Raw genomic sequence first — 19208 nt, 5'->3', positions numbered from 1 at the left:
GAAGAGGGCCCCACCGATGCAATTCGCATCAGGCGGGGCCCTCTTTTTGCGGTATCAGCGCTACGAAATGCGCATGGCTCCTGCTGCCGGGGTCACCGTGAAGATGTCAGGGGCCGTGTAGCCGGCTTCTTCGAAGGCGCGTACGACGGCGGCGCGCACCTGCTGCTCCGACGTCACCGGGGTGAGGGCGATCGCTGCCCCGCCGAAGCCACCGCCGGTCATCCGGGCGCCGATTGCGCCGTTGGCGCGGGAGGTGGCCACCGCCAGATCCAGCTCCGGGCAGGAGATCTCAAAGTCGTCCCGCATGGAAACGTGGCTGGCGTCCAGCAGGGCACCGATGGAAACGGGGCCCGCACTGGCCAGCAGGTCCACGGTCTGCAGCACCCGGACGTTTTCGGTCACGATATGGCGCACGCGCCGGTAGGTCACCTCGTCCAGGAGGCCGGCGGCTTCTTCCAGGTCCTCCAACCGGACGTCACGCAGTGCCTTCACGCCCAGGACCTCGGCGCCCAGTTCGCAGGACGCGCGGCGGGAGGCATACCCGCCGTCGGCATGGGAGTGGGAGACCTTGGTATCGATCACCAACATCACCAGCCCTGCAGGTTCTGCTTCGAAGGGAACCAGCTGAACGCTCTGGTCGCGGCAGTCCAGGAAGACTGCGTGCCCCTTGGATCCGCGCAGCGACGCTGACTGGTCCATGATGCCCGTGGGGGCGCCGACAAAGTCGTTCTCAGCGCGCTGCGTGGTGAGGACCATCGCCTCGGGTTCAAGCCCAGCTCCCGTCAGATCATTCAGGGCTGAGATGACCGCGCATTCGATGGCGTGCGATGAGGACAGGCCGGCGCCCAGGGGAACGTTGGAATCAAGCAAAAGGTCCACGCCCGGAACGGTGATGCCCTGCTGCTGCAACGCCCACATCACACCGAGCGGATACTTCGTCCAGCCCTTGGCGGAAGCCGCGGCCAAAGAGCCGAGGTCGGCGGTGACAATGCCGTGGTCACCATAAGTGGACAGGAGCCTGACCGTGGAGTCCGGACGGACTGCAACAGCCACCCGGGCGGTCTTATCGATCGCGAACGGGAGCACAAAACCCTCGTTGTAGTCGGTGTGCTCGCCGATGAGGTTAACGCGTCCCGGTGCCTGCCAGACGCCGTCGGGAAGCCTGCCAAACTCCTGCTCAAAGCGGGCGGCCAGGTCCGCGGTGCCGGGCTGCACTGTGTCCAGGTCCGCCGTGCCCGGTTCCGCAGGGCTGGTCAGCGGGGTCTGGGCAGTTAGCGGGTCAGGGGAGGCGCTCACGCGTGTACTCCTTCAGGCAGGGCCCCCAGAGGGGCGGAGGAAGTGGCTGCAGGGGCGGGGCTGGACTCCGGAACCACCACGGCACGGAGCCGTTCCGCCACGCTTTCCGGGGTGGTGTCATTGATAAAGGCGCCCATGGCGGCTTCGGAGCCGGCCAGGAACTTGAGCTTGTCCGCTGCCCGGCGGGGCGACGTCAGCTGGAGGTGCAGGTAGCTGGCGGGGCGCAGGAGGTCATCAAGAGGGGCCTGGTGCCAGGCGGAAATGTAGGGCGTCGGCGTCGGATAAAGGGCATCGAGCCGTTTGAGTAGATCAAGGTAGACATGCGCCAGTTCATCCTTTTCCTCACCGCTCAAGGCGGCCAGGTCGGGTACCTGCCGGTGCGGCACCAGATGGATCTCCAGCGGCCAGCGGGCAGCGAACGGCACGTAGGCGCTGAAATTCTCGCCTTCCATCACCATTCGGCTCCCGTCCTCGCGTTCCGCTCGCAGCAGCGAGCCTGTGAGCGTCTGCCGCCCGTCGGACCCATCATAGAACTTGCGTGCGGCCGCTCCGATGACCCCTGCCCGGGGCGTGACGTAGGGGTACGCATAGATCTGGCCGTGCGGGTGGTGGAGGGTGACGCCGATGTCGGCCCCGCGGTTTTCGAACGGGAACACCTGCTTGATCCCCGGCAGTTTGCTGAGGACTTCGGTGCGGTGCGCCCACGCCTCAACTACAGTCCGGGCGCGGGCCTCACCCAGGCCACTGAAGGATCCCGTGTGTTCGGGCGTGAACGCCACTACTTCGCAGCGTCCGTACGCTGGTCCGGTGGTGCCCCAAGCCGGAGTGGACGGCACCGGCCCCACGGCCGGGCCCAGCGACGGGAAGCGGTTTTCAAACACCACAACGTCGTAGTCGGGCGCGGGGATCTCGGAGGGGTTGTTCGGGGTGGTGGGGCAGATGGGGCACTGGTCCGCAGGCGGGAGGTGGGTGCGGGACTGCCGGTGCGCCGCGACGGCCACCCACTCGTCGGTGAGGGCATCGAAGCGTACTTCGCCAGGCTCGCCGCGCTCGGGCAAGGGCCGGTGGTCGGTGGTGGTGGCCGCCGTGCGGGGCTTGGCAGTGGCGCCGTCGTCGAAATAAATCAGCTCCCGGCCATCGGCGAGCGTGGTGGTGGTGATACCTGTCATGGCGGGGGTCCTTTGCATGCTGGTGCCGGCAGATGCCGGGCGTCCGTTGCCTCGATCATCCCATATTTCGCTCAAAAAAGAATAGTTTTACACAAAAGATAACATTTCGCAGTGATGGCAGGCAGTCCTTGCCCCCTGTTACGGTGGTGCTCATGACTTCGAGCGCAACCCCGGACGCGAGCACTCCCGCCGGATTCCAGACCTACGCCACCGGCCGGCAGTACGAACTCCGCAGGGGTGACGCGTTCGCAGTTGTGACTGAGTTGGCGGCCGGCCTGCGGCTCTACAGCCGCGCCGGTGTCCAGCTCACCGAGACCTATGGGGACGCCGAGATTTCCCCCGGCGCCGCCGGGATCACCCTCGCCCCCTGGGCAAACAGGGTGGAGGACGGGGTCTGGTACCTGGACGGCAAGAAGCAGCAACTGGACATCACGGAGGTTTCCCGGAACAACGCCAGTCATGGACTGCTCCGCAACTCCGCGTACAGCCTCGTTGATGAATCGCAATATTCCGTGACTCTCGAGGCGACCGTCTTCCCGCAGCATGGCTACCCCTTCCTGGTGCGCCACCGGGTCCGGTACCTTCTCGCTGAGGACCTTGGCCTGGAAGTCCGCCAGACGCTGATCAACGATTCCAACGCGCCAGCGCCGTTCGTCCTGGGCGCCCACCCGTACCTGCGGCTGGGCGACGCGGACGTGGACCAGCTCACCCTGACCGTTGCCGCCGGCACCCGCCTGGTGGCGGACGAGCGCCTGATCCCGCGCAGTGCGGAGCCCGTCAGCGGGGACAGTGACTTCCGCAGCGGCCAAAGGGTGGGGGACCTTGAGATCGATGTAGCCCTCACTGACCTGACGTTCGATGGCGGTGCGGCCCGCCATGTGCTCAGCGCGCCTGACGGCCGCAGTGTCACGTTGTGGCAGGACGAATCCTGCGGCTATGTCCACATCTTTGTGACAACTGAGCTGCCCGGCAGGCCCAGGGCGGTGGCCATCGAACCCATGACCGGTCCGGCCAACGCCTTCAACTCGGGTGAGGGGCTGCGGTGGCTTTCGGCCGGGGAAACGTTCACGATGGCCTGGGGGATCGATGCTGTCCTGGGCGGGGCCGGGTAGCCGTTTCGCATAAGGGGCGGTGCTGAGGAAGTATTAGGCTATGACGCCAGCCGAGGACGCCACCCCATCCGATTCAAAGCCCACAGGCACGGCGCCGGATACGGTCCGGCCGGTGGAAACTGTCCGCCCGGCCCGGGTGCGTGCGGACCGGGAGCTTGAGCAGGACATTCCCTACGGTATCCGGATCGCTGCGTCGTGGGCCTGGCGGCTTGGTCTCATCCTGTTGATGGCCAGCGCCCTGATTTGGCTGCTCAGCCGGATCAGCTTCCTGATTATCCCCGTTATGGTGGCCGCGCTGCTGGCCGGGCTGCTGAGCCCGGTAGTGCGCTGGCTGCAGAGCAGGCGCCTGCCAAACGGCGCCGCGGTGGCCATCACGGTTCTGGGGTTCATCGGTGTGATTGCTGGCGCCCTTGCCTTGGTGGGACGCCAGCTGGCTTCAGGTTTCGGCGAATTGTGGTCCCAGGCGCTGACGGGCGTGAAGCAGATCCAGGACTGGCTGGCCGACGGACCCCTGCACCTCACCGCCGACCAGATCGACCAGTACCTCAAGGAAGCATCCGCCGCACTCCAGAACAACAGCAGCAGCATCCTCAGCGGTGCGTTGTCCTTCGGCAGCACCGCGGGCCACTTCGCCGCGGGAATGGTGCTGGCCCTGTTCATCCTGATCTTCTTCCTGCTCGAAGGCGACAGGATCTGGGCCTTCCTGGTCCGCCTCCTCCCGAAGAAAGCGCGTGCGGCAACGTTCGGTGCCGGACGCAAGGGCTGGGCTTCCATGGTCAGCTACGCACGGATCCAGATGTTTGTTGCGTTTGTTGACGCGGTAGGCATCGGCGCCGGCGCGGCCATCATCGGGGTGCCGCTGGCCCTGCCCCTCAGCGTGCTCGTCTTCATCGGCTCGTTTATCCCGGTGGTCGGTGCCCTGGTGACCGGGGCCATCGCCGTCCTTCTGGCCCTGGTGGCCAACGGGCCGGTCAACGCCCTGATCATGCTGGCTATCGTGCTGCTGGTCCAGCAGCTGGAGAGCCACATCCTGCAACCACTCGTAATGGGCAAGGCCGTGTCCCTGCATCCGGTGGCTGTGATCCTCTCTGTGGCGGCGGGTTCGTACCTCGCAGGTATCCCCGGCGCGCTGTTTTCAGTGCCCATTCTCGCTGTAGCAAACTCCGCGATTCGCTACATCGCGGCCAGAACGTGGGAACATGAACAGGTGCTGGCAATCCCCGGAGGGACAGTGACGCCAGGCCCGGACCATGATGATTCCATCAGGGATGTCCGGTTGCCGGGCCGCTGGCCCAAACGCGGCAAGGACGCCGCAGCCAGCACAGAAGCAGCCAATCCGGACGCCCAGGCCTGAGCCAAGGCGCCGGAGCCGTAACCACCCAAGGAGAATAAGTCCGTGAACACCCTTGAAACCCTTCCCGTCACGCTGGACGATGTCCTGGAGGCGCAGAAGCTGCTTGAGGGGATTATTATGCGGACCCCGGTGGAATCGTCACGGGCCTTGGGCGGGATGGTGGGCGGCGACGTCTTCTTCAAGTGCGAAAACCTGCAGCGGGCCGGATCGTTCAAGGTCCGCGGTGCCTACGTTCGCATGGCCAAGCTCTCGGCTGAGGAGAAAAAACGCGGTGTTGTGGCCGCATCAGCCGGAAACCACGCACAGGGCGTGGCCGTAGCGGCCAAAAGCCTGGGCATCAAAGCCCGCATCTACATGCCGCTGGGCGTAGCCCTCCCGAAACTGGCGGCCACCCGCAGCCACGGCGCAGAAGTCATCCTCCACGGCCACAACGTGGATGAGGCCCTCGCCGAGGCGCAGCGCTACGCCGATGAGTCCGGCATGGTCTTTGTGCACCCTTTCGACAATGTTGATGTGGTGTCCGGCCAGGGAACCATCGGCCTGGAAATTCTCGAGCAGATCCCCAATGTGGACACCGTCCTGATGGGTGTGGGCGGCGGCGGGCTGTTGGCCGGCGTCGCTGTAGCCATCAAGGCCCGGGCCAGGGAACTTGGGCGGGAAATCCGCATCATTGGTGTCCAGGCCGAAAACGCCGCGGCTTATCCGCCGTCCCTCGCCGCCGACGCCCTGGTTCCGCTGAAGAAGGTGTCCACCATGGCTGACGGCATCGCCGTGGGCCGGCCCGGACAGCTGCCCTTCAGCATCATCCGTGAGCTCGTGGACGATGTTGTCACCGTCAGCGAGGATTCCCTGGCGCGGGCCCTGATCTTCCTGCTGGAACGGGCCAAGATGGTGGTGGAACCCGCTGGAGCCGTGGGGGTTGCCGCCTTGATGGACGGCAAGATCGAAAACCCCGGCACCACGGCCGTGATCCTGTCCGGCGGCAATATCGATCCGATGCTGATGCTCAAAGTCATCCAGCGGGGCCTGTCCGCCGCCGGGCGCTACATGACCGTCCGGATGATGCTGGATGACCGGCCAGGTTCGCTGGCCACTATCGCCCGCATCATCGCCGAAAACGATGCGAACGTCACGGGCCTGGACCACACCCGTGTTGGCGGCTCCATCAGCATGGGCGACGTTTCCATCACCGTGAACCTCGAAACCAAGGGCCACGAACATTGCGAGCAGGTCCTCGGCGCCCTTCGTGCCGAGGGTTTCCAGCCCATTGTGGTGCACTAGGAGCAGCCATGCTTGACGCGACGGGGGACGGAAAGCCGCGGAACCGGGAAACCACAGCCTCGCGGGCGAAAGGCGGGCTGTTGGTGGCCGGCGGCTTTGTGGCGGTGCTCTTTGTGATCGAACTGATCAACATGGTGACTCTGCACGCACTGAACCGGACCTTTGGGCTCCGGCCCCGGTCCGCGGACGGGCTTCTGGACATCCTGACGTTCCCGCTGCTGCACGCCAATCTGAACCACCTGCTGTCCAATGCCCTGCCCCTGATCGTCTTCGGCTTCCTGGTGTTCCTCTCCGGCGTGAGGGTGTTCCTGACGGCCCTCGGGTTCAGCTGGCTGGGCTCCGGACTGACAGTGTGGCTGATTGGCGACGGCGGCATCACCGTCGGCGCCTCCGGCCTGGTTTTCGGGTTGTTCGCCTTCCTCCTGGTGCGGGGTTTCTTCAACCACAGCTGGCGCCAGATCCTGCTCGCCGTGGTGCTGTTTATGGTCTACGGCGGCATCCTGCTGGGGGTGCTGCCCATCATGGGCAGCTACATCTCCTGGCAGGCGCACCTCGGCGGAGCAGCAGGCGGAGTTGTCGCTGCCCTGTTGCTGCGCCCCAACCACGCAAGAACGCCGGCCCCCTGACGGGGACCGGCGTTGGCCAGGCCTGGTTGGCCTGAAACGATCAGTGTGAAGCGTCAGCCTGCGTAAGGCTTGGCGGAGAGGATTTCCACCGTGATGTCCTTGCCGTTCGGAGCCGTGTAGCTGAGCTTCGCGCCCTCTTTGTGGCCGACGATTGCGGCGCCGAGGGGTGACTTCTCACTGAACACGTCCAGGTCTGAATCGCCGGCGATTTCGCGGGACCCCAGCAGGAATGTCTCTTCGTCGCCGGCGATCCGGGCAACAACGAGCATGCCGGGCTCCACAATGCCGTCGTCAGCGGGGGACTCGCCCACGTGGGCATCGCGCAGAAGGGCCGTCAGCTGGCGGATCCGGGCTTCGATCTTGCCCTGCTCTTCTTTGGCCGCATGGTAGCCGCCGTTTTCCTTCAGGTCGCCCTCCTGCCGGGCAGCTTCAATCTTCTGGACAATCTCCGCACGGCCAGGGCCGGAAAGGTGGTCCAGCTCTGCCTTCAGGCGGTCAAAAGCTTCCTGGGTGAGCCAGGCTGCAGGCGCGCTGTTGGTGGTAGACACGGACTTCTCCTAATGGTCGTACATGCAAAAGACCCCGCAACGGTGGCCACTTATGGAACTCAGCAACCAGCTCAGCGGGGTAAAGGTATTGACCCATTGTAGTCAAAACTCTGGACATACCCAACCGGGATGGGGCATAGATCACACGGCGCTACGTCCCGGCACCCGGAATCCAGCAGTCGTCCACCACACCGGAAACGGACAAGGACTCCGTCCGGAGTGTCACGCGCTGCGAAACTGTCCTCCCGCCGTCGGCCGTTCCGTCAGCTTCCCCGGGCGGGATGTCCACTACTTTCCAGCCCACCACTGCGAACTTGGAGTCGAGGGCCTTGACGGCGCACTTGACGGCCGTCCCCGGTTCCCTGGTGACCTGGAAATCAACCTCGGCCGCAGTGGCATCGATGGTGCTGAAACCGATGTCCTTGAACGTCACGTCAGAGCCGGCTGAGGACGTGGAGACCCAGGCCATGAACCCCACTCCGGCCGCCAACGCTGCTACGGCGATGCCACGTTTGACCGCACGCGGGAGGGGCTGCTTCTTACTGCCATAACGATTGGCTAGGCTAGTGTCTGCAGGCGGGGACACGGCGGGCTGATCCTGGGTAGTCACCAGTCCAGTTTAGTTCGATTCCAGGCCGTGGCCGTCCGGTCCGGATCAGCACCCCCGGCACAGCTATCCCGTCCGTCCAGTCATGCAGTCCCTTCAGTCCAGTGGCCGTCACAGCAGCCGCAGAAGAAAAAGGAGCCGTCCTCGATGACAGCGTCCACCAATACCCCGGCAACGCTGAGGCTGCTAGCCGTTCATGCGCACCCGGACGACGAGTCCAGCAAGGGCGCCGCGACCATGGCCATGTACGCCGCCACCGGAGTGGAAGTCATGGTGGCCACCTGCACCGACGGATCCCGCGGAGACATCCAGAACCCTGCCGTGGAAGGCGAGCCGCATCCCAAGCGGGACATGGCCGGGGCGCGCCGGCTGGAAATGGACCAGGCGGCCAAGGTACTTGGCGTCCAGCAGCGCTGGTTGGGATTCACGGACTCCGGGCTGCCCGAGGGCGATCCTCTGCCGCCGCTGCCGGCCGGATCCTTCGCCGTCCAGCCGCTGGAGCGCGCCGCGGCGCCGCTGGTGCGGCTGGTCCGGGACTTCAAGCCGCAGGTGATCGTCAGCTATGACGAAAACGGGGGATACCCGCACCCGGACCACATCATGGCGCACCGGGTGGCAGTGGAGGCATTTGCGGCTGCGGGTGACCCCAGCAGGTATCCCGACGCCGGAGCGGCCTGGGAACCCAGCAAGCTCTATTACGACAGGGCCTTCAGCCCGGACCGGTTCCGCGCACTGCATTTTGCCCTGGAAGAAGCAGGCCTGCAGTCCCCGTACGCCCAGCGGCTGGCCGCGTGGCTGGAAACGGATGCGGAAGGCCACACCCCGCCGCAGGGTGCCCATGCCACCACCACGCAGATCGACTGCGGGGACTTTTTTGAGGCCCGCGACGACGCACTCCGCGCGCACCGGACGCAGGTGGATCCGCTGGGGTTCTTCTTCGCCGTGTCGGCCGAGATGCAGCGCCGCGTGTGGCCGTGGGAAGACTACTCCCTGATCGAGTCCAGGGTCCCCGCCGAATTGCCCGAAAAGGACCTTTTCGCCGGGCTAAGATAGAGCGGCAGCATATTCTATGCCGTGTAGAAAAGCTGTGGGCTGGTCCGGGTCCCGCGGACCCGCCTCCGGAATCCCCGGCCGGCTGCCCATCAGTTTCCACAGAAGGTTTGAACCGTGCATCACTTGCTCCTCGCCCTGACCACCACCCCCTCACCGCTGCCGACGCCCGGCCTGCGTGAGGGCATCTCCGAGGACCAGATCACCCCGGGCTTGTGGGGCTTCATCATGACGGCTTTCTTTGTGCTGGCCACCACGCTGCTGATTGTAGACATGGTCCGCCGCATCCGCCGCGTCCGCTACCGCGCACAGGTGGAAGAGGAGCGCCAGGCAGCGGCCGAGGCCGCGGACATTGAAGCTGCGGACGGCCACGACGGCCTCGGTGTTGCCGGCGACACGGATGCGTCCGGCGACAAGGCTGGCCTCGAAGACAACGGTCACGGCCAGGCCGCCGACCGGTCCCAGCCCCGCGACTGAAGCGGGCCGAACTCCCGCGTTCCTACCGGCCTCTACAGTTCAGCTGAGGACTGCGATGGCGATCGCCGTGAAATGTGCTGCGAAGGCCAGGACCGTCAGGGCATGGAAGAGTTCGTGGAAGCCAAAGTGCTCGTAGCTGAAGTTGGGTTTCTTGAGCGCGTAGAACACGGCACCGGTGATGTACAGAATGCCGCCCACACAGATCAGGACGGCGGCGGGGACGCTGGCCGCGAAGAACTCAGGCAGGTAGAACAGCGACCCGCAGCCCAGGGCGATGTAGATCGGCACGTATAGCCAGCGCGGCGCGTCCGTCCACAGCAGCCGGAACAGCACCCCGAGAATGGCCCCGGACCAGATGACCCAGAGCAGCAGGACCGCCTTGGGCTGTTCCAGGAGCGACCAGGCCAGGGGCGTATAGCTGCCGGCGATGACCAGCATGATGTTGGTGTGGTCCAGGCGCTTGAGGACAACCTTCACGCCCGGAGACCAGTTGCCGCGGTGGTAGATGGCACTGATGCCAAAAAGCAGGACGCCGGTGGCAGCGTAGATGGCCGAGGTGATCTTGCGGTCCGTAGTGGGGGCGAGGACCACCAGGACGAGGCCCGCTGCCAGGGCCAACGGAGCCGTGACGGTGTGGATCCAGCCGCGCCACTTGGGCTTGATCATCAGGAGCTCGGCCAGCCGGACGGCGGCGTCGTCCAGAGGGCTGTGGCCGTGGTCCGCCGAGGGCGCGCGGGGGCCGTCAGGAGTCTGGCTGTTCATGGCTTCAGAATATCCTCTCTTTGGATAAGTTACTCACGGGTAACAATCATGGCAGGTCATCCGGGAACGTCCCGTCACGCCGGTCCCGGTCCCGGACGGTAGCCTAGGATGTGCAATGCCGTCGAACAGCAACGGAAGTCAGGTGAGTCTCCTCGTGGAATTGCGCGGGTTCCTTTATGACTTCTACGAGAGGCGGCTGCTCAGCGAGTTGGCCGGCGGCCGCATTCCCAATCACATCGGCGTGATGGTGGATGGCAACCGGCGCTGGGCCAAACAGTTCAACGCACCCACTAGCCAGGGCCACCAGGCCGGCGCGGACAAGATCCATGAATTCCTCGGCTGGTGCCAGGAGCTTGGGGTCAAGGTGGTCACGCTCTACATGCTGTCCACGGACAACATGAGCCGGTCCAGCGAGGAGCTGGATCTTCTGATGGGGATCATTGCCAACACCCTGGACCGCCTGGACGAGGACGCCAACATCTCGGTCAACGCCATGGGCGCCCCCGAGCTCCTGCCCGACTACCTGGCGGAACGGCTCAACAAGCTCACCGCCCGCACACCGGTACGCGAAAAGATCCATGTCAACGTTGCGGTGGGCTACGGCGGACGCCGCGAAATCGTTGACGCCGTGCGGGAGCTGCTTCACGACGCCGTCGCCAAGGGCTCGGACATTTCGGCCCTCGCCGACACGCTATCCGTGGACGATATTTCCCGCTTCCTGTACACGCGCGGCCAGCCGGATCCGGACCTGGTGATCAGAACCTCCGGGGAGCAGCGGCTGTCCGGGTTCCTGATGTGGCAGAGCGCGTACAGCGAGTTCTACTTCTGCGAGGCCTTGTGGCCCGCCTTCCGCAAAGTGGACTTCCTCCGCGCCCTTCGCGACTACGCAGGCAGGCAGCGGCGCTTCGGGACCTGATCCGGCCGGTCCGTTCATCGGGAATTCACAAGCCGGCAACAGGAATCGCCGACGGATGGCACCGGAAATTACTGGACAGGGAATTACGTTATATCCATCAGCAGGCAAAAACGCCGGCTGATCGGGGAGGCCAGTACATGGAGCGAAATTTCGCACCGGTTGTATGGGAGGCCGGACCCGGCCTCCAGGCCGAGCCGCCTCACCAATAACAATTCCGGGCGTGCCCGGGGCTGGAGTCGATGTGGCTATTTCTGAACAACTGCCCGAGGCCGTTTTTGACCAGGGACAGAAAGCTACCTCTCGCACCACGCGAGCCACCTCACAAACCGGTGCAGCAGACGAAAAATCTGCGGCCGGTTTTGCTGTCTCCGGAAGGGATGCCACCATTAGCAGCTTCGTCATTGACACCTCCGTCCTGCTCTCGGATCCACGGGCGCTGCTGCGCTTCGCCGAGCACGAAGTCATTGTTCCAATCGTTGTCATCACGGAACTTGAGGGGAAACGGCACGACCCCGAACTGGGCTACTTTGCCCGCAAGGCGCTCCGGCTGCTCGATGATCTCCGCGTGAAACACGGTGGCTTGAGCAAACCCATCCCCATCGGAAACGAAGGCGGCACCCTCCTGGTGGAGCTGAACCACATTTCCGCCGACGTGCTCCCCTTGGGTTTCCGCAGCGGCGACAACGACAGCCGCATCCTGGCCGTGGCCAAGAACCTGGCCAATGAAGGCCGGAACGTCACCGTGGTGTCGAAGGATCTCCCCATGCGGGTCAAGGCCTCCGCCATGGGACTTACTGCCGACGAATACCGCAACGAGCTCGTGAAGGATTCGGGCTGGACCGGCGTCGCCGAGGTGGAAGCCAGCGAGGACGAAATTTCCACCCTGTACGGCCACGAGCCCGTCTTCATCCCCGCAGCCGCGGAAATGCCGGTCAACACCGGGCTGGTGATTCTCTCCAACCGGGGCTCCGCCCTGGGCCGGGTGGGCGCCGATAAGCAGGTGCGGCTGGTCAAGGGGGACCGGGACGTGTTCGGGCTCCACGGACGTTCCGCGGAGCAGCGGTTGGCCATCGATATGCTGATGGACCCCGCCGTCGGAATCGTTTCAGTCGGAGGACGGGCCGGCACCGGCAAATCCGCGCTGGCCCTGTGTGCCGGCCTGGAAGCCGTGCTGGAACGCCGCGAGCACCGTAAGGTGATCGTCTTCCGTCCCCTCTACGCCGTGGGTGGCCAGGAACTTGGCTACCTGCCCGGCTCCGAGTCGGAAAAGATGAACCCCTGGGCCCAGGCGGTCTTTGACACGCTCGGCGCCCTGGTCAGCCAGGAAGTCGTGGAAGAAGTCATGGACCGCGGCATGCTTGAGGTCATGCCGCTGACCCACATCCGCGGCCGCTCCCTGCACGACGCCTTCGTGATCGTCGACGAGGCCCAGTCACTCGAGAAGAACGTCCTCCTCACCGTGATGAGCCGCATCGGCCAGAACTCCAAGATCGTCCTCACCCACGACGTCGCCCAGCGTGACAACCTGCGCGTCGGCCGGCACGACGGTATCGCCGCCGTTGTCGAAACCCTGAAAGGACACCCGCTCTTCGGCCACATCACCCTCACCCGCTCGGAGCGCTCCCCGATCGCAGCCCTGGTAACCGAGCTCTTGGAGGGCGCAGAAATCTAGGTTAAGTAGGTGAGGGGCCGTGGTCCGGTTCGTCCGGCCACGGCCCCTCTCCATCGCAAACGCCCTCAGCCGACGCCAAGGAACTTGGCTGCTGGTTCGTGGCCCCTGACCTGGAGGGTCCAGTCGGGGCGTTTGAAGGTTGCGGGGGTGAGGCGCACTTTTTGGACTTCGACGGCCTTGCCGCCCCAGGATTGCCTGTTGGTGCCGTTGAGTTCATACCCGAGAGCGCGGGACACGCCCAGGGAGGCGGCGTTCCAGGCGGCGGCTTCGGATTCGGCCACTTCGGCGCCGAGCCAGTCGAACGCGTAAAGAGCGACGGCGGCCCGCATCTCCGTGCCGAGCCCTTGGCCGTGGAGGGACTGCTTGAGCCAGGAGCCGGTGCTGACGGTCTTGAGGGTGGCAAAGTCCTTGGCACCGATGTCCTGGCAGCCGATGAATTCGTCCTGGTACCAGATGCCCAGGAGCAGGGTCCAGTCCTCGGGTGTGGCCTGGCCGCGGCAGCGCCAGTACCACTGCGCCATGTTGTGCCCTAATGCTTCCGTCGGCAGTTCCGTCCACGGAGTGCTGAAGGGGCTCCGGCCGGGTTCGTGGACTCCGCTGGCGGCCGCAGCAACTGCGGCGGGAATATCGGCGTCGGCGATGGGACGCAGTACCAGTCGGGGTGTGGTCAGCTCGAGGCCGAAGAAGGGCCAGATGGAAGTCAGCGCGGTCATCAGGGAAGCCTAGCCCAGGGCAGGCCACGGGAGTCTGTCAAACGCCGGTGATGCCTGGACCAGGAACTGTGATCAGGCGCGGATGTCCCAGCTGATGTGGCGGCGGACGTCCGTAAGGTTCATGGACTCGGCCACGAACAGGTCGTCCAGCATGTATTCGTCCACCGCGAGGATCCGGATCCAGTGCCCGTAATCCGGGGTTGCCGCTTCCATTGACTGGCTGGCCACGCAGACGCCGGTTTCCAGGTCGATCCGCACCCGGTTGCTGCCGGGCAGGCAGAGCGGAGCGGCGGAATCCGCTGGATGGTAGGACGCCGTAGGCGTCACGGTTGCCTCCAGCGCCGGCCGGCCATCGTGATCCACGCGGCGCACGGTATCGATCTCCACGGCGTTGGTGCCCGGGAACTCAATGGGGACCGGTGCGTTCCCGGCGAGTTCCACGGGATCGAGGGCAGCTGAGAAACGGCCGTTCCCGAAGCCCGGTTCGCCGTATGCTGCCTCCGGCCGGCGCCTGACCAGGCCGCCGTCGTCGTAAACGGGCGCTACGAGGTGGGGCGGCAGCAGCCAGGACTTCCGGGTGGCGCTGACGTACAACCCGTCCTTGGAATCGTTGATGCCGGTGGTGCTGTGGAGGACAAGCCGGTCGGCGGTTTCCAGGCGCAGCGCCCCGGGCCGGCGCAGCCAGGCGCGGACCAGGGGAGCGGACGGGTCGGGGACGTCGGAAAACGGTTCATCCCAGTATTCAAAGCGCAGTGACTGCCATTTCCAGGGCGAAGACCGGCAAAGGTTCCGGAACATGGTGCTCAGGTCTGCAGCGGCGGCGCTGCCCTCCGGATCCGGCCGGCGCCTGGTGTCCCATGTCGACATATCCACAGTTTACGCGTGGGCTCTGCGGTGCGGCGCGCGAATCCAGTAGCATCCGAGGGGTGATCCGACGACTCGATGGACTGTGGGACGCCACCCCGCTGGCGTTCTGGCTGGTGCTGGCCGCATGTGCCTACTTTTTGGTTATGGCGGCCCGGCTGACGGTGATTGACGTTCGCCACCATCTGCTGCCCAACCGGATTGTCTTCCCGTCCTACGGTGTGGCGGGGGTTCTGTTGCTCGCGGCGGCCTTGGTGCACGTGATCGCCGGTCCTGCCGCGCTCGTGGGGTCACCCGACGGTGCCGCCGAGCTACTGGGGATCCCGGCGCTTCGCATCCTGGCCGGGGGCGCGGTGCTGTGGGCCTTCTATTTTGTCCTGCGGATGGTTTACCCGCCCGGCATGGGCTTTGGCGACGTGAAGCTGGCCGGCGTCCTGGGGATGTACCTTGGCTATCTCGGCTGGGAGCACGTTTTTGCCGGGACCTTCGCGGCTTTCCTGCTGGGGGGCCTCTGGTCCATGGCCCTGCTGGCGGCCCGCCGCGGCACCTTGAAGTCTTCCATCCCGTTCGGCCCGTTTATGCTCGCCGGCGCCACTGCCGCCATGCTCCTGCCCGCTTAGCGCGAGAGGACACTTGCGGCCCCGGTCCGCAGGCGCGACGAAAACAACAGGGGCGCCGCAACCCCCAAGATCGCGGCGCCTCTGCGGGCTTTTTGCTGCGGCTTCTGCCGCTAACGGCTTACAGCCGTACGACGCCGGTCAGCGGCGCTGGGAGACCAGCTCGCCGTCGTCGTCCTTCAGGCTGTCCGCGGGGTCAGGGACGGCGGTAGGCTCCTTCTCCGTTCCGCCCTTCAGTAGGGCCAGGTGCTCTGCTTCCAGCAGCTCTGCCTCCTCGCCGCCGATGGCCTCGCCCCGGGCCACCATGCCGGCGGTGTCCGAAAGCGGGATCTGCTTCAAGGTGATGGCCAGGATCAGCGCGAGGGCGATGAACGGCACCAGATACCAGAAGACCGGAGCGAGGGAGTCCGCGTAGGCGTTCACGATTGCGTCGCGCAGCTGGTCCGGCAACTGGCTCAGGGCCTGCGGGTCCAGGGTGCTCGTGGACTGCGAGGCCTGCTCCGCTGACGCTCCGGCGCCGGTGAACGCGCTGGTCAGCGACTCCGAGAGCCGGTTGGTGAAAATCGCGCCGAACACTGCCACGCCCAGGGACGCGCCGACTTCGCGGAAGTAGTTGTTGGTGCTGGTTGCCGTGCCGATCTGATCGGCGGGGACAGAATTCTGCACCACCAGGACGATGACCTGCATGATCGAACCCAGCCCTGCGCCGAACACGAACAGCTGGACGCAGATGACCCAGATGGGGGTTTCGGCAGTCAGGGTGGTGAGCCACAGCATCGCCGCGATCGTCAGGGAGGCACCGAGGATGGGGAACATCTTGTACTTGCCGGTCTTGGAGATCCGGATCCCCGAATAGATGGCCATGCCCATGAGGCCCACCATCATGGGCAGCATCAGAAGTCCGGATTCAGCCGCAGAGGTCCCCGAAGACATCTGCAGGAACGTGGGGACGAAGGCGATGGCGGCAAACATGCCCAGGCCCAGCGTAAAGCCGATGGCCGTGGCGTTGACGAAGATCCGGTTCTTGAACAGGCTGAGCGGGATGATGGGATCCTCCGCCCGGCGCTCCACCATAACGAAAGCTGCGGCGGAGATGAGCATTCCGGCACCGAAGGCCCACGTCAGCGGTGAATCCCAGCCTTCATCCTTCTTGCCGCCGAAGTCGGTGAAGAAGATCAGGCAGGTGGTCGCGGCGGACAGCAGGATCACGCCCAGGATATCGATCCGCTTTTCGGCCTTCTTGTTCGGCAGCGTCAGCGTGAACCAGGCGGTGACGAACGCGGCGATGCCGATGGGGATGTTGATGTAGAAAGCCCATTCCCAGGTCATGTGGTCCACGAAGAATCCGCCGAGCAGCGGGCCCGCCACGGCGGAGAGGCCGAAGATGGCGCCCAGGGGGCCCATGTACTTGCCGCGGTCCTTCGCAGGGACGATGTCCGCGATGATGGCTTGCGAGAGGATCATCAGGCCGCCGCCGCCCAGGCCCTGGATGGCGCGGAAGATGACAAAGCCCCAGAAATCGGTGGCCAGGGCGCAGCCCACTGAGGCGAGGGTAAACAGGGCGATGGCCACAAGGAACAGGTTTCGGCGACCCAGGACGTCACCGAACTTGCCGTAGATGGGCATCACGATGGTGGTGGCAAGCAGGTAGGCGGTGGTAATCCAGGCCTGGTGCTCTACGCCGCCGAGTTTGCCCACGATAGTGGGCATGGCGGTGGAGACGATGGTCTGGTCGAGGCTGGAGAGCAACATGCCGGCAATGAGCGCCGAGAAGATGATCCAGATGCGTTTCTGGGTCAGCAGCAGCGGGCCGGCTGCCGCTTTGGGACCGACGGTAGTGGTCATGATGATCCTTTGGACGTGGTGGGGAGGTTCTGCGCGAACAGGGTCTTGAGGGCCCGGGCGTCTTCGAGGAGCAGCTCGGGGAAACTGCGGGTGTTCGACGCCGAGAAGTAGGTTCTGTGCGCGTGGTGGGCTACGGCGGTGATCGCGGTGACGGCCATGACCACTACCGGGTGATCGGCGGGGACGCCTTCACGTTGGGCGATGAGCTGGCGGGATGCGGCCTCGCGTTCGGCGCTGATGCCGACGATTTTTGCCACAAGTTGGGGTTCTTTTTTGATCGCGGCGATGAGCTGGCGGACATCCGTGGCGGACTCGGAGTCCACTTTCGACGCCCAGATGTCCAGGGTGAGCTGGATGAGGTCGGCCAGCAGGGATTCGGAGATGGTCCCCGGTTCGCCGCCGCCGGCCAGGAAGCCGGCCATCAGTTCGCCGGGGTGCTCGTCGTCGTGATGGCCGAGGATGGCGTCTTCCTTGGTGGGGAAGTAGTTGAAGAACGTCCGGCGGGAGATGCCCACTTCTTCGCAGACCNGATGGCGTCTTCCTTGGTGGGGAAGTAGTTGAAGAACGTCCGGCGGGAGATGCCCACTTCTTCGCAGACCTCCTCGACCGTGAAGCCGTTGAGCCCTTTGGCCGCGGTCAACGAGCGCGCGGCGGCGGTGACAGACTGGCGCGTCTGCTGGCGCTTGCGTTCCCGGAGGCCGCCGTCGATGTTTGCACTATTTTCCATAGAGTAAAGTTTTGCACTAGATAATAAAGAGTGCAAAAAAAATGCAGGCACCACGTACGACGGCGGCCGGCGCCTTCCGTGGGGAAGGTGCCGGCCGCCGTCGAACGTTCGTGCTGGGTGCCTTGGGGCTCGGGGCTATGCCTTGTGCGGCGGGCGCGTCATGGACATAACGTCCAGGGCGGTATCCAGCTGCTCTTCGGTGACTTCGCCGCGCTCCAGGAAGCCCATGGCGACGACGGTCTCACGGATGGTGAGGCCCTCGGCCACGGCCTTCTTGGCGATCTTCGCCGCGTTCTCGTAGCCGATGTACTTGTTCAGCGGAGTCACGATCGACGGGGAGGCCTCGGCCAGGAAGCGGGCGCGCTCCACGTTGGCGGTGATGCCGTCGATCATCTTGTCCGCCATGACGCGGCTGGTGTTGGCCAGCAGGCGGATGGACTCGAGCAGGTTGGCGGCCATCACGGGGATGCCCACGTTGAGCTCGAAGGCGCCGTTGGTGCCGGACCAGGCGATGGCGGTGTCGTTGCCGATGACCTGGGCGCACACCATGATGGACGCCTCGCAGATGACCGGGTTGACCTTGCCCGGCATGATCGAGGAGCCCGGCTGCAGGTCCGGGATGGCGATTTCGCCGAGGCCGGTGTTGGGGCCGGAGCCCATCCAGCGGAGGTCATTGTTGATCTTCATGAAGGAGATCGCGATGTTGCGCAGCTGGCTGGAGCCTTCGATGAGGCCGTCGCGGTTGGCCTGGGCCTCGAAGTGGTCGCGGGCTTCGGTCAGCGGCAGGCCGGTGTCCGTGGCGAGCAGTTCGATGACGCGTTCCGGGAAGCCGGCCGGGGTGTTGATGCCGGTGCCCACCGCGGTGCCGCCGAGCGGAACTTCGGCAACACGGGGGAGGGCGGCGTTGATGCGCTCGATGCCGTAGCGGACCTGGGCTGCATAGCCGCCGAACTCCTGGCCGAGCGTCACCGGGGTGGCGTCCATGAGGTGGGTGCGGCCGGACTTGACGACGTCCTTGAACTCCACGGCCTTGCGCTCCAGCGACTCGGCCAGGTAGCCAAGCGCCGGGATGAGGTCGTTGATCAGGGCCGAGGTGGCGGCAACGTGGACCGAGGTGGGGAAGACGTCGTTGGAGGACTGCGAGGCGTTGACGTGGTCGTTCGGGTGGACAACTTTGTCACTCCCGGCGGCTTTGAGGGCACGCGTGGCCAGCTCGGCGATGACCTCGTTCATGTTCATGTTCGAGGACGTGCCGGAACCGGTCTGGAAGACGTCGATGGGGAAGTCGCCGTCGTACTTGCCGGCAGCTACCTCATCGGCAGCCGCAGCGATCGCCTTGGCCAGCTCGCCGTCGAGCACCCCAAGTTCTGCGTTGGCCTGTGCGGCAGCCTTCTTGACCCGGGCCAGCGCCTCGATGTGCGCGCGTTCCAGGGTCTTGCCGGAGATGGGGAAGTTTTCAACTGCACGCTGCGTCTGTGCACGGTACAGGGCGTTCACGGGGACGCGGACTTCGCCCATCGTGTCGTGTTCAATGCGGAATTCTTCAGTGGAAGTCATGGGGCTAGCTTAGGG

General features: G+C 65.2%; 20 protein-coding genes. 9 read left to right on the top strand and 11 right to left on the bottom strand.

Translation table 11 applies throughout. The annotated features are described in order from the left end of the window. Nucleotides 1-60 precede the first annotated feature (60 nt). Nucleotides 61-1215 (bottom strand): galactokinase, encoded by a 1155-nt coding sequence (galK, locus tag NG701_RS08570; RefSeq protein WP_252566701.1) that lies wholly within the window; start codon nt 1213-1215, stop codon nt 61-63. Between the two features lie 77 nt (nt 1216-1292). Continuing rightward, a complete protein-coding gene (galT, locus tag NG701_RS08565) occupies nt 1293-2465 on the bottom strand; it encodes a galactose-1-phosphate uridylyltransferase (protein ID WP_252566425.1) in 1173 nt (390 codons plus the stop codon). 152 nt (nt 2466-2617) lie between these two features. On the opposite strand from galT, the gene NG701_RS08560 reads away from it, so the two are divergent. From NG701_RS08560 to NG701_RS08545, 4 genes are read left to right on the top strand one after another with little or no spacing between them, the layout of a single operon-like run. Continuing rightward, nucleotides 2618-3577 (top strand): aldose 1-epimerase family protein, encoded by a 960-nt coding sequence (locus NG701_RS08560; protein ID WP_252566422.1) that lies wholly within the window; start codon nt 2618-2620, stop codon nt 3575-3577. Nucleotides 3578-3617: 40 nt separating this feature from the next. Then, on the top strand, nt 3618-4931 hold the full coding sequence (locus tag NG701_RS08555) for an AI-2E family transporter (protein ID WP_252566419.1): 1314 nt from the start codon (nt 3618-3620) through the stop codon (nt 4929-4931). Nucleotides 4932-4973: 42 nt separating this feature from the next. Then, the gene (gene ilvA / locus NG701_RS08550) at nt 4974-6212 is read left to right on the top strand and encodes a threonine ammonia-lyase (protein WP_111906269.1); all 1239 of its coding nucleotides are present in this window, start codon (nt 4974-4976) and stop codon (nt 6210-6212) included. 8 nt (nt 6213-6220) lie between these two features. Continuing rightward, nucleotides 6221-6838, top strand: coding sequence for a rhomboid family intramembrane serine protease (locus NG701_RS08545; RefSeq protein ID WP_252566417.1), 618 nt, complete (start codon nt 6221-6223; stop codon nt 6836-6838). A gap of 53 nt (nt 6839-6891) precedes the next feature. Here the strand turns inward: NG701_RS08545 and greA are convergent, their stop codons facing one another. Both greA and NG701_RS08535 read right to left on the bottom strand, forming a co-directional pair. Then, entirely contained in the window at nt 6892-7386 is a 495-nt protein-coding gene (gene greA, locus NG701_RS08540) for a transcription elongation factor GreA (protein ID WP_056343498.1), read from the bottom strand. A gap of 151 nt (nt 7387-7537) precedes the next feature. After that, the gene (locus tag NG701_RS08535; protein ID WP_248761972.1) at nt 7538-7996 is read right to left on the bottom strand and encodes a DUF4307 domain-containing protein; all 459 of its coding nucleotides are present in this window, start codon (nt 7994-7996) and stop codon (nt 7538-7540) included. 144 nt (nt 7997-8140) lie between these two features. Here NG701_RS08535 and mca point away from each other — a divergent pair, with 144 nt between their 5' ends. Continuing rightward, on the top strand, nt 8141-9046 hold the full coding sequence (gene mca / locus NG701_RS08530) for a mycothiol conjugate amidase Mca (protein ID WP_252566415.1): 906 nt from the start codon (nt 8141-8143) through the stop codon (nt 9044-9046). 114 nt (nt 9047-9160) lie between these two features. Then, nucleotides 9161-9520 (top strand): hypothetical protein, encoded by a 360-nt coding sequence (locus NG701_RS08525; protein ID WP_252566413.1) that lies wholly within the window; start codon nt 9161-9163, stop codon nt 9518-9520. Nucleotides 9521-9559: 39 nt separating this feature from the next. On the opposite strand, the gene trhA is transcribed toward NG701_RS08525, so the two are convergent. Next, nucleotides 9560-10282, bottom strand: a complete 723-nt coding sequence (trhA, locus tag NG701_RS08520) for a PAQR family membrane homeostasis protein TrhA (protein WP_252566411.1) — start codon at nt 10280-10282, stop codon at nt 9560-9562. A gap of 154 nt (nt 10283-10436) precedes the next feature. Between trhA and NG701_RS08515 the strand changes: the two genes are divergently transcribed. Both NG701_RS08515 and phoH2 read left to right on the top strand, forming a co-directional pair. Beyond that, entirely contained in the window at nt 10437-11198 is a 762-nt protein-coding gene (locus tag NG701_RS08515) for an isoprenyl transferase (protein ID WP_252566700.1), read from the top strand. A 241-nt stretch (nt 11199-11439) separates the two neighbouring features. After that, nucleotides 11440-12870: an RNA 5'-3' helicase PhoH2 gene (gene phoH2 / locus NG701_RS08510; protein ID WP_252566410.1), complete on the top strand. Its 1431-nt coding sequence runs from the start codon at nt 11440-11442 to the stop codon at nt 12868-12870. Nucleotides 12871-12935: 65 nt separating this feature from the next. On the opposite strand, the gene NG701_RS08505 is transcribed toward phoH2, so the two are convergent. Beyond that, on the bottom strand, nt 12936-13583 hold the full coding sequence (locus NG701_RS08505) for a GNAT family N-acetyltransferase (RefSeq protein ID WP_252566408.1): 648 nt from the start codon (nt 13581-13583) through the stop codon (nt 12936-12938). A gap of 72 nt (nt 13584-13655) precedes the next feature. Beyond that, entirely contained in the window at nt 13656-14450 is a 795-nt protein-coding gene (locus NG701_RS08500; RefSeq protein WP_252566405.1) for a hypothetical protein, read from the bottom strand. A 59-nt stretch (nt 14451-14509) separates the two neighbouring features. On the opposite strand from NG701_RS08500, the gene NG701_RS08495 reads away from it, so the two are divergent. After that, nucleotides 14510-15067: a prepilin peptidase gene (locus tag NG701_RS08495; protein WP_252566403.1), complete on the top strand. Its 558-nt coding sequence runs from the start codon at nt 14510-14512 to the stop codon at nt 15065-15067. Between the two features lie 138 nt (nt 15068-15205). Here NG701_RS08495 and NG701_RS08490 read toward each other — a convergent pair whose 3' ends face one another. From NG701_RS08490 to NG701_RS08480, 4 genes are all read right to left on the bottom strand, one after another. Further along, nucleotides 15206-16909: an MDR family MFS transporter gene (locus NG701_RS08490; RefSeq protein ID WP_252566400.1), complete on the bottom strand. Its 1704-nt coding sequence runs from the start codon at nt 16907-16909 to the stop codon at nt 15206-15208. After that, the gene (locus NG701_RS08485) at nt 16906-17424 is read right to left on the bottom strand and encodes an acyl-CoA-like ligand-binding transcription factor (protein WP_308291941.1); all 519 of its coding nucleotides are present in this window, start codon (nt 17422-17424) and stop codon (nt 16906-16908) included. Before NG701_RS08485 ends, NG701_RS08490 begins: the two co-directional genes overlap by 4 nt. After that, nucleotides 17331-17636, bottom strand: coding sequence for a TetR/AcrR family transcriptional regulator (locus tag NG701_RS21370; protein WP_374208669.1), 306 nt, complete (start codon nt 17634-17636; stop codon nt 17331-17333). The genes NG701_RS08485 and NG701_RS21370 overlap by 94 nt, the downstream gene beginning before the upstream one ends. 135 nt (nt 17637-17771) lie before the next feature. After that, nucleotides 17772-19193: a class II fumarate hydratase gene (locus tag NG701_RS08480; RefSeq protein WP_056348011.1), complete on the bottom strand. Its 1422-nt coding sequence runs from the start codon at nt 19191-19193 to the stop codon at nt 17772-17774. Nucleotides 19194-19208 lie beyond the last annotated feature (15 nt).

The sequence above is a fragment of the Pseudarthrobacter cellobiosi genome, from assembly GCF_023913815.1.
GTDB lineage: Bacteria > Actinomycetota > Actinomycetes > Actinomycetales > Micrococcaceae > Arthrobacter > Arthrobacter cellobiosi.
This window is presented reverse-complemented; position numbering and strand designations above follow the sequence as displayed.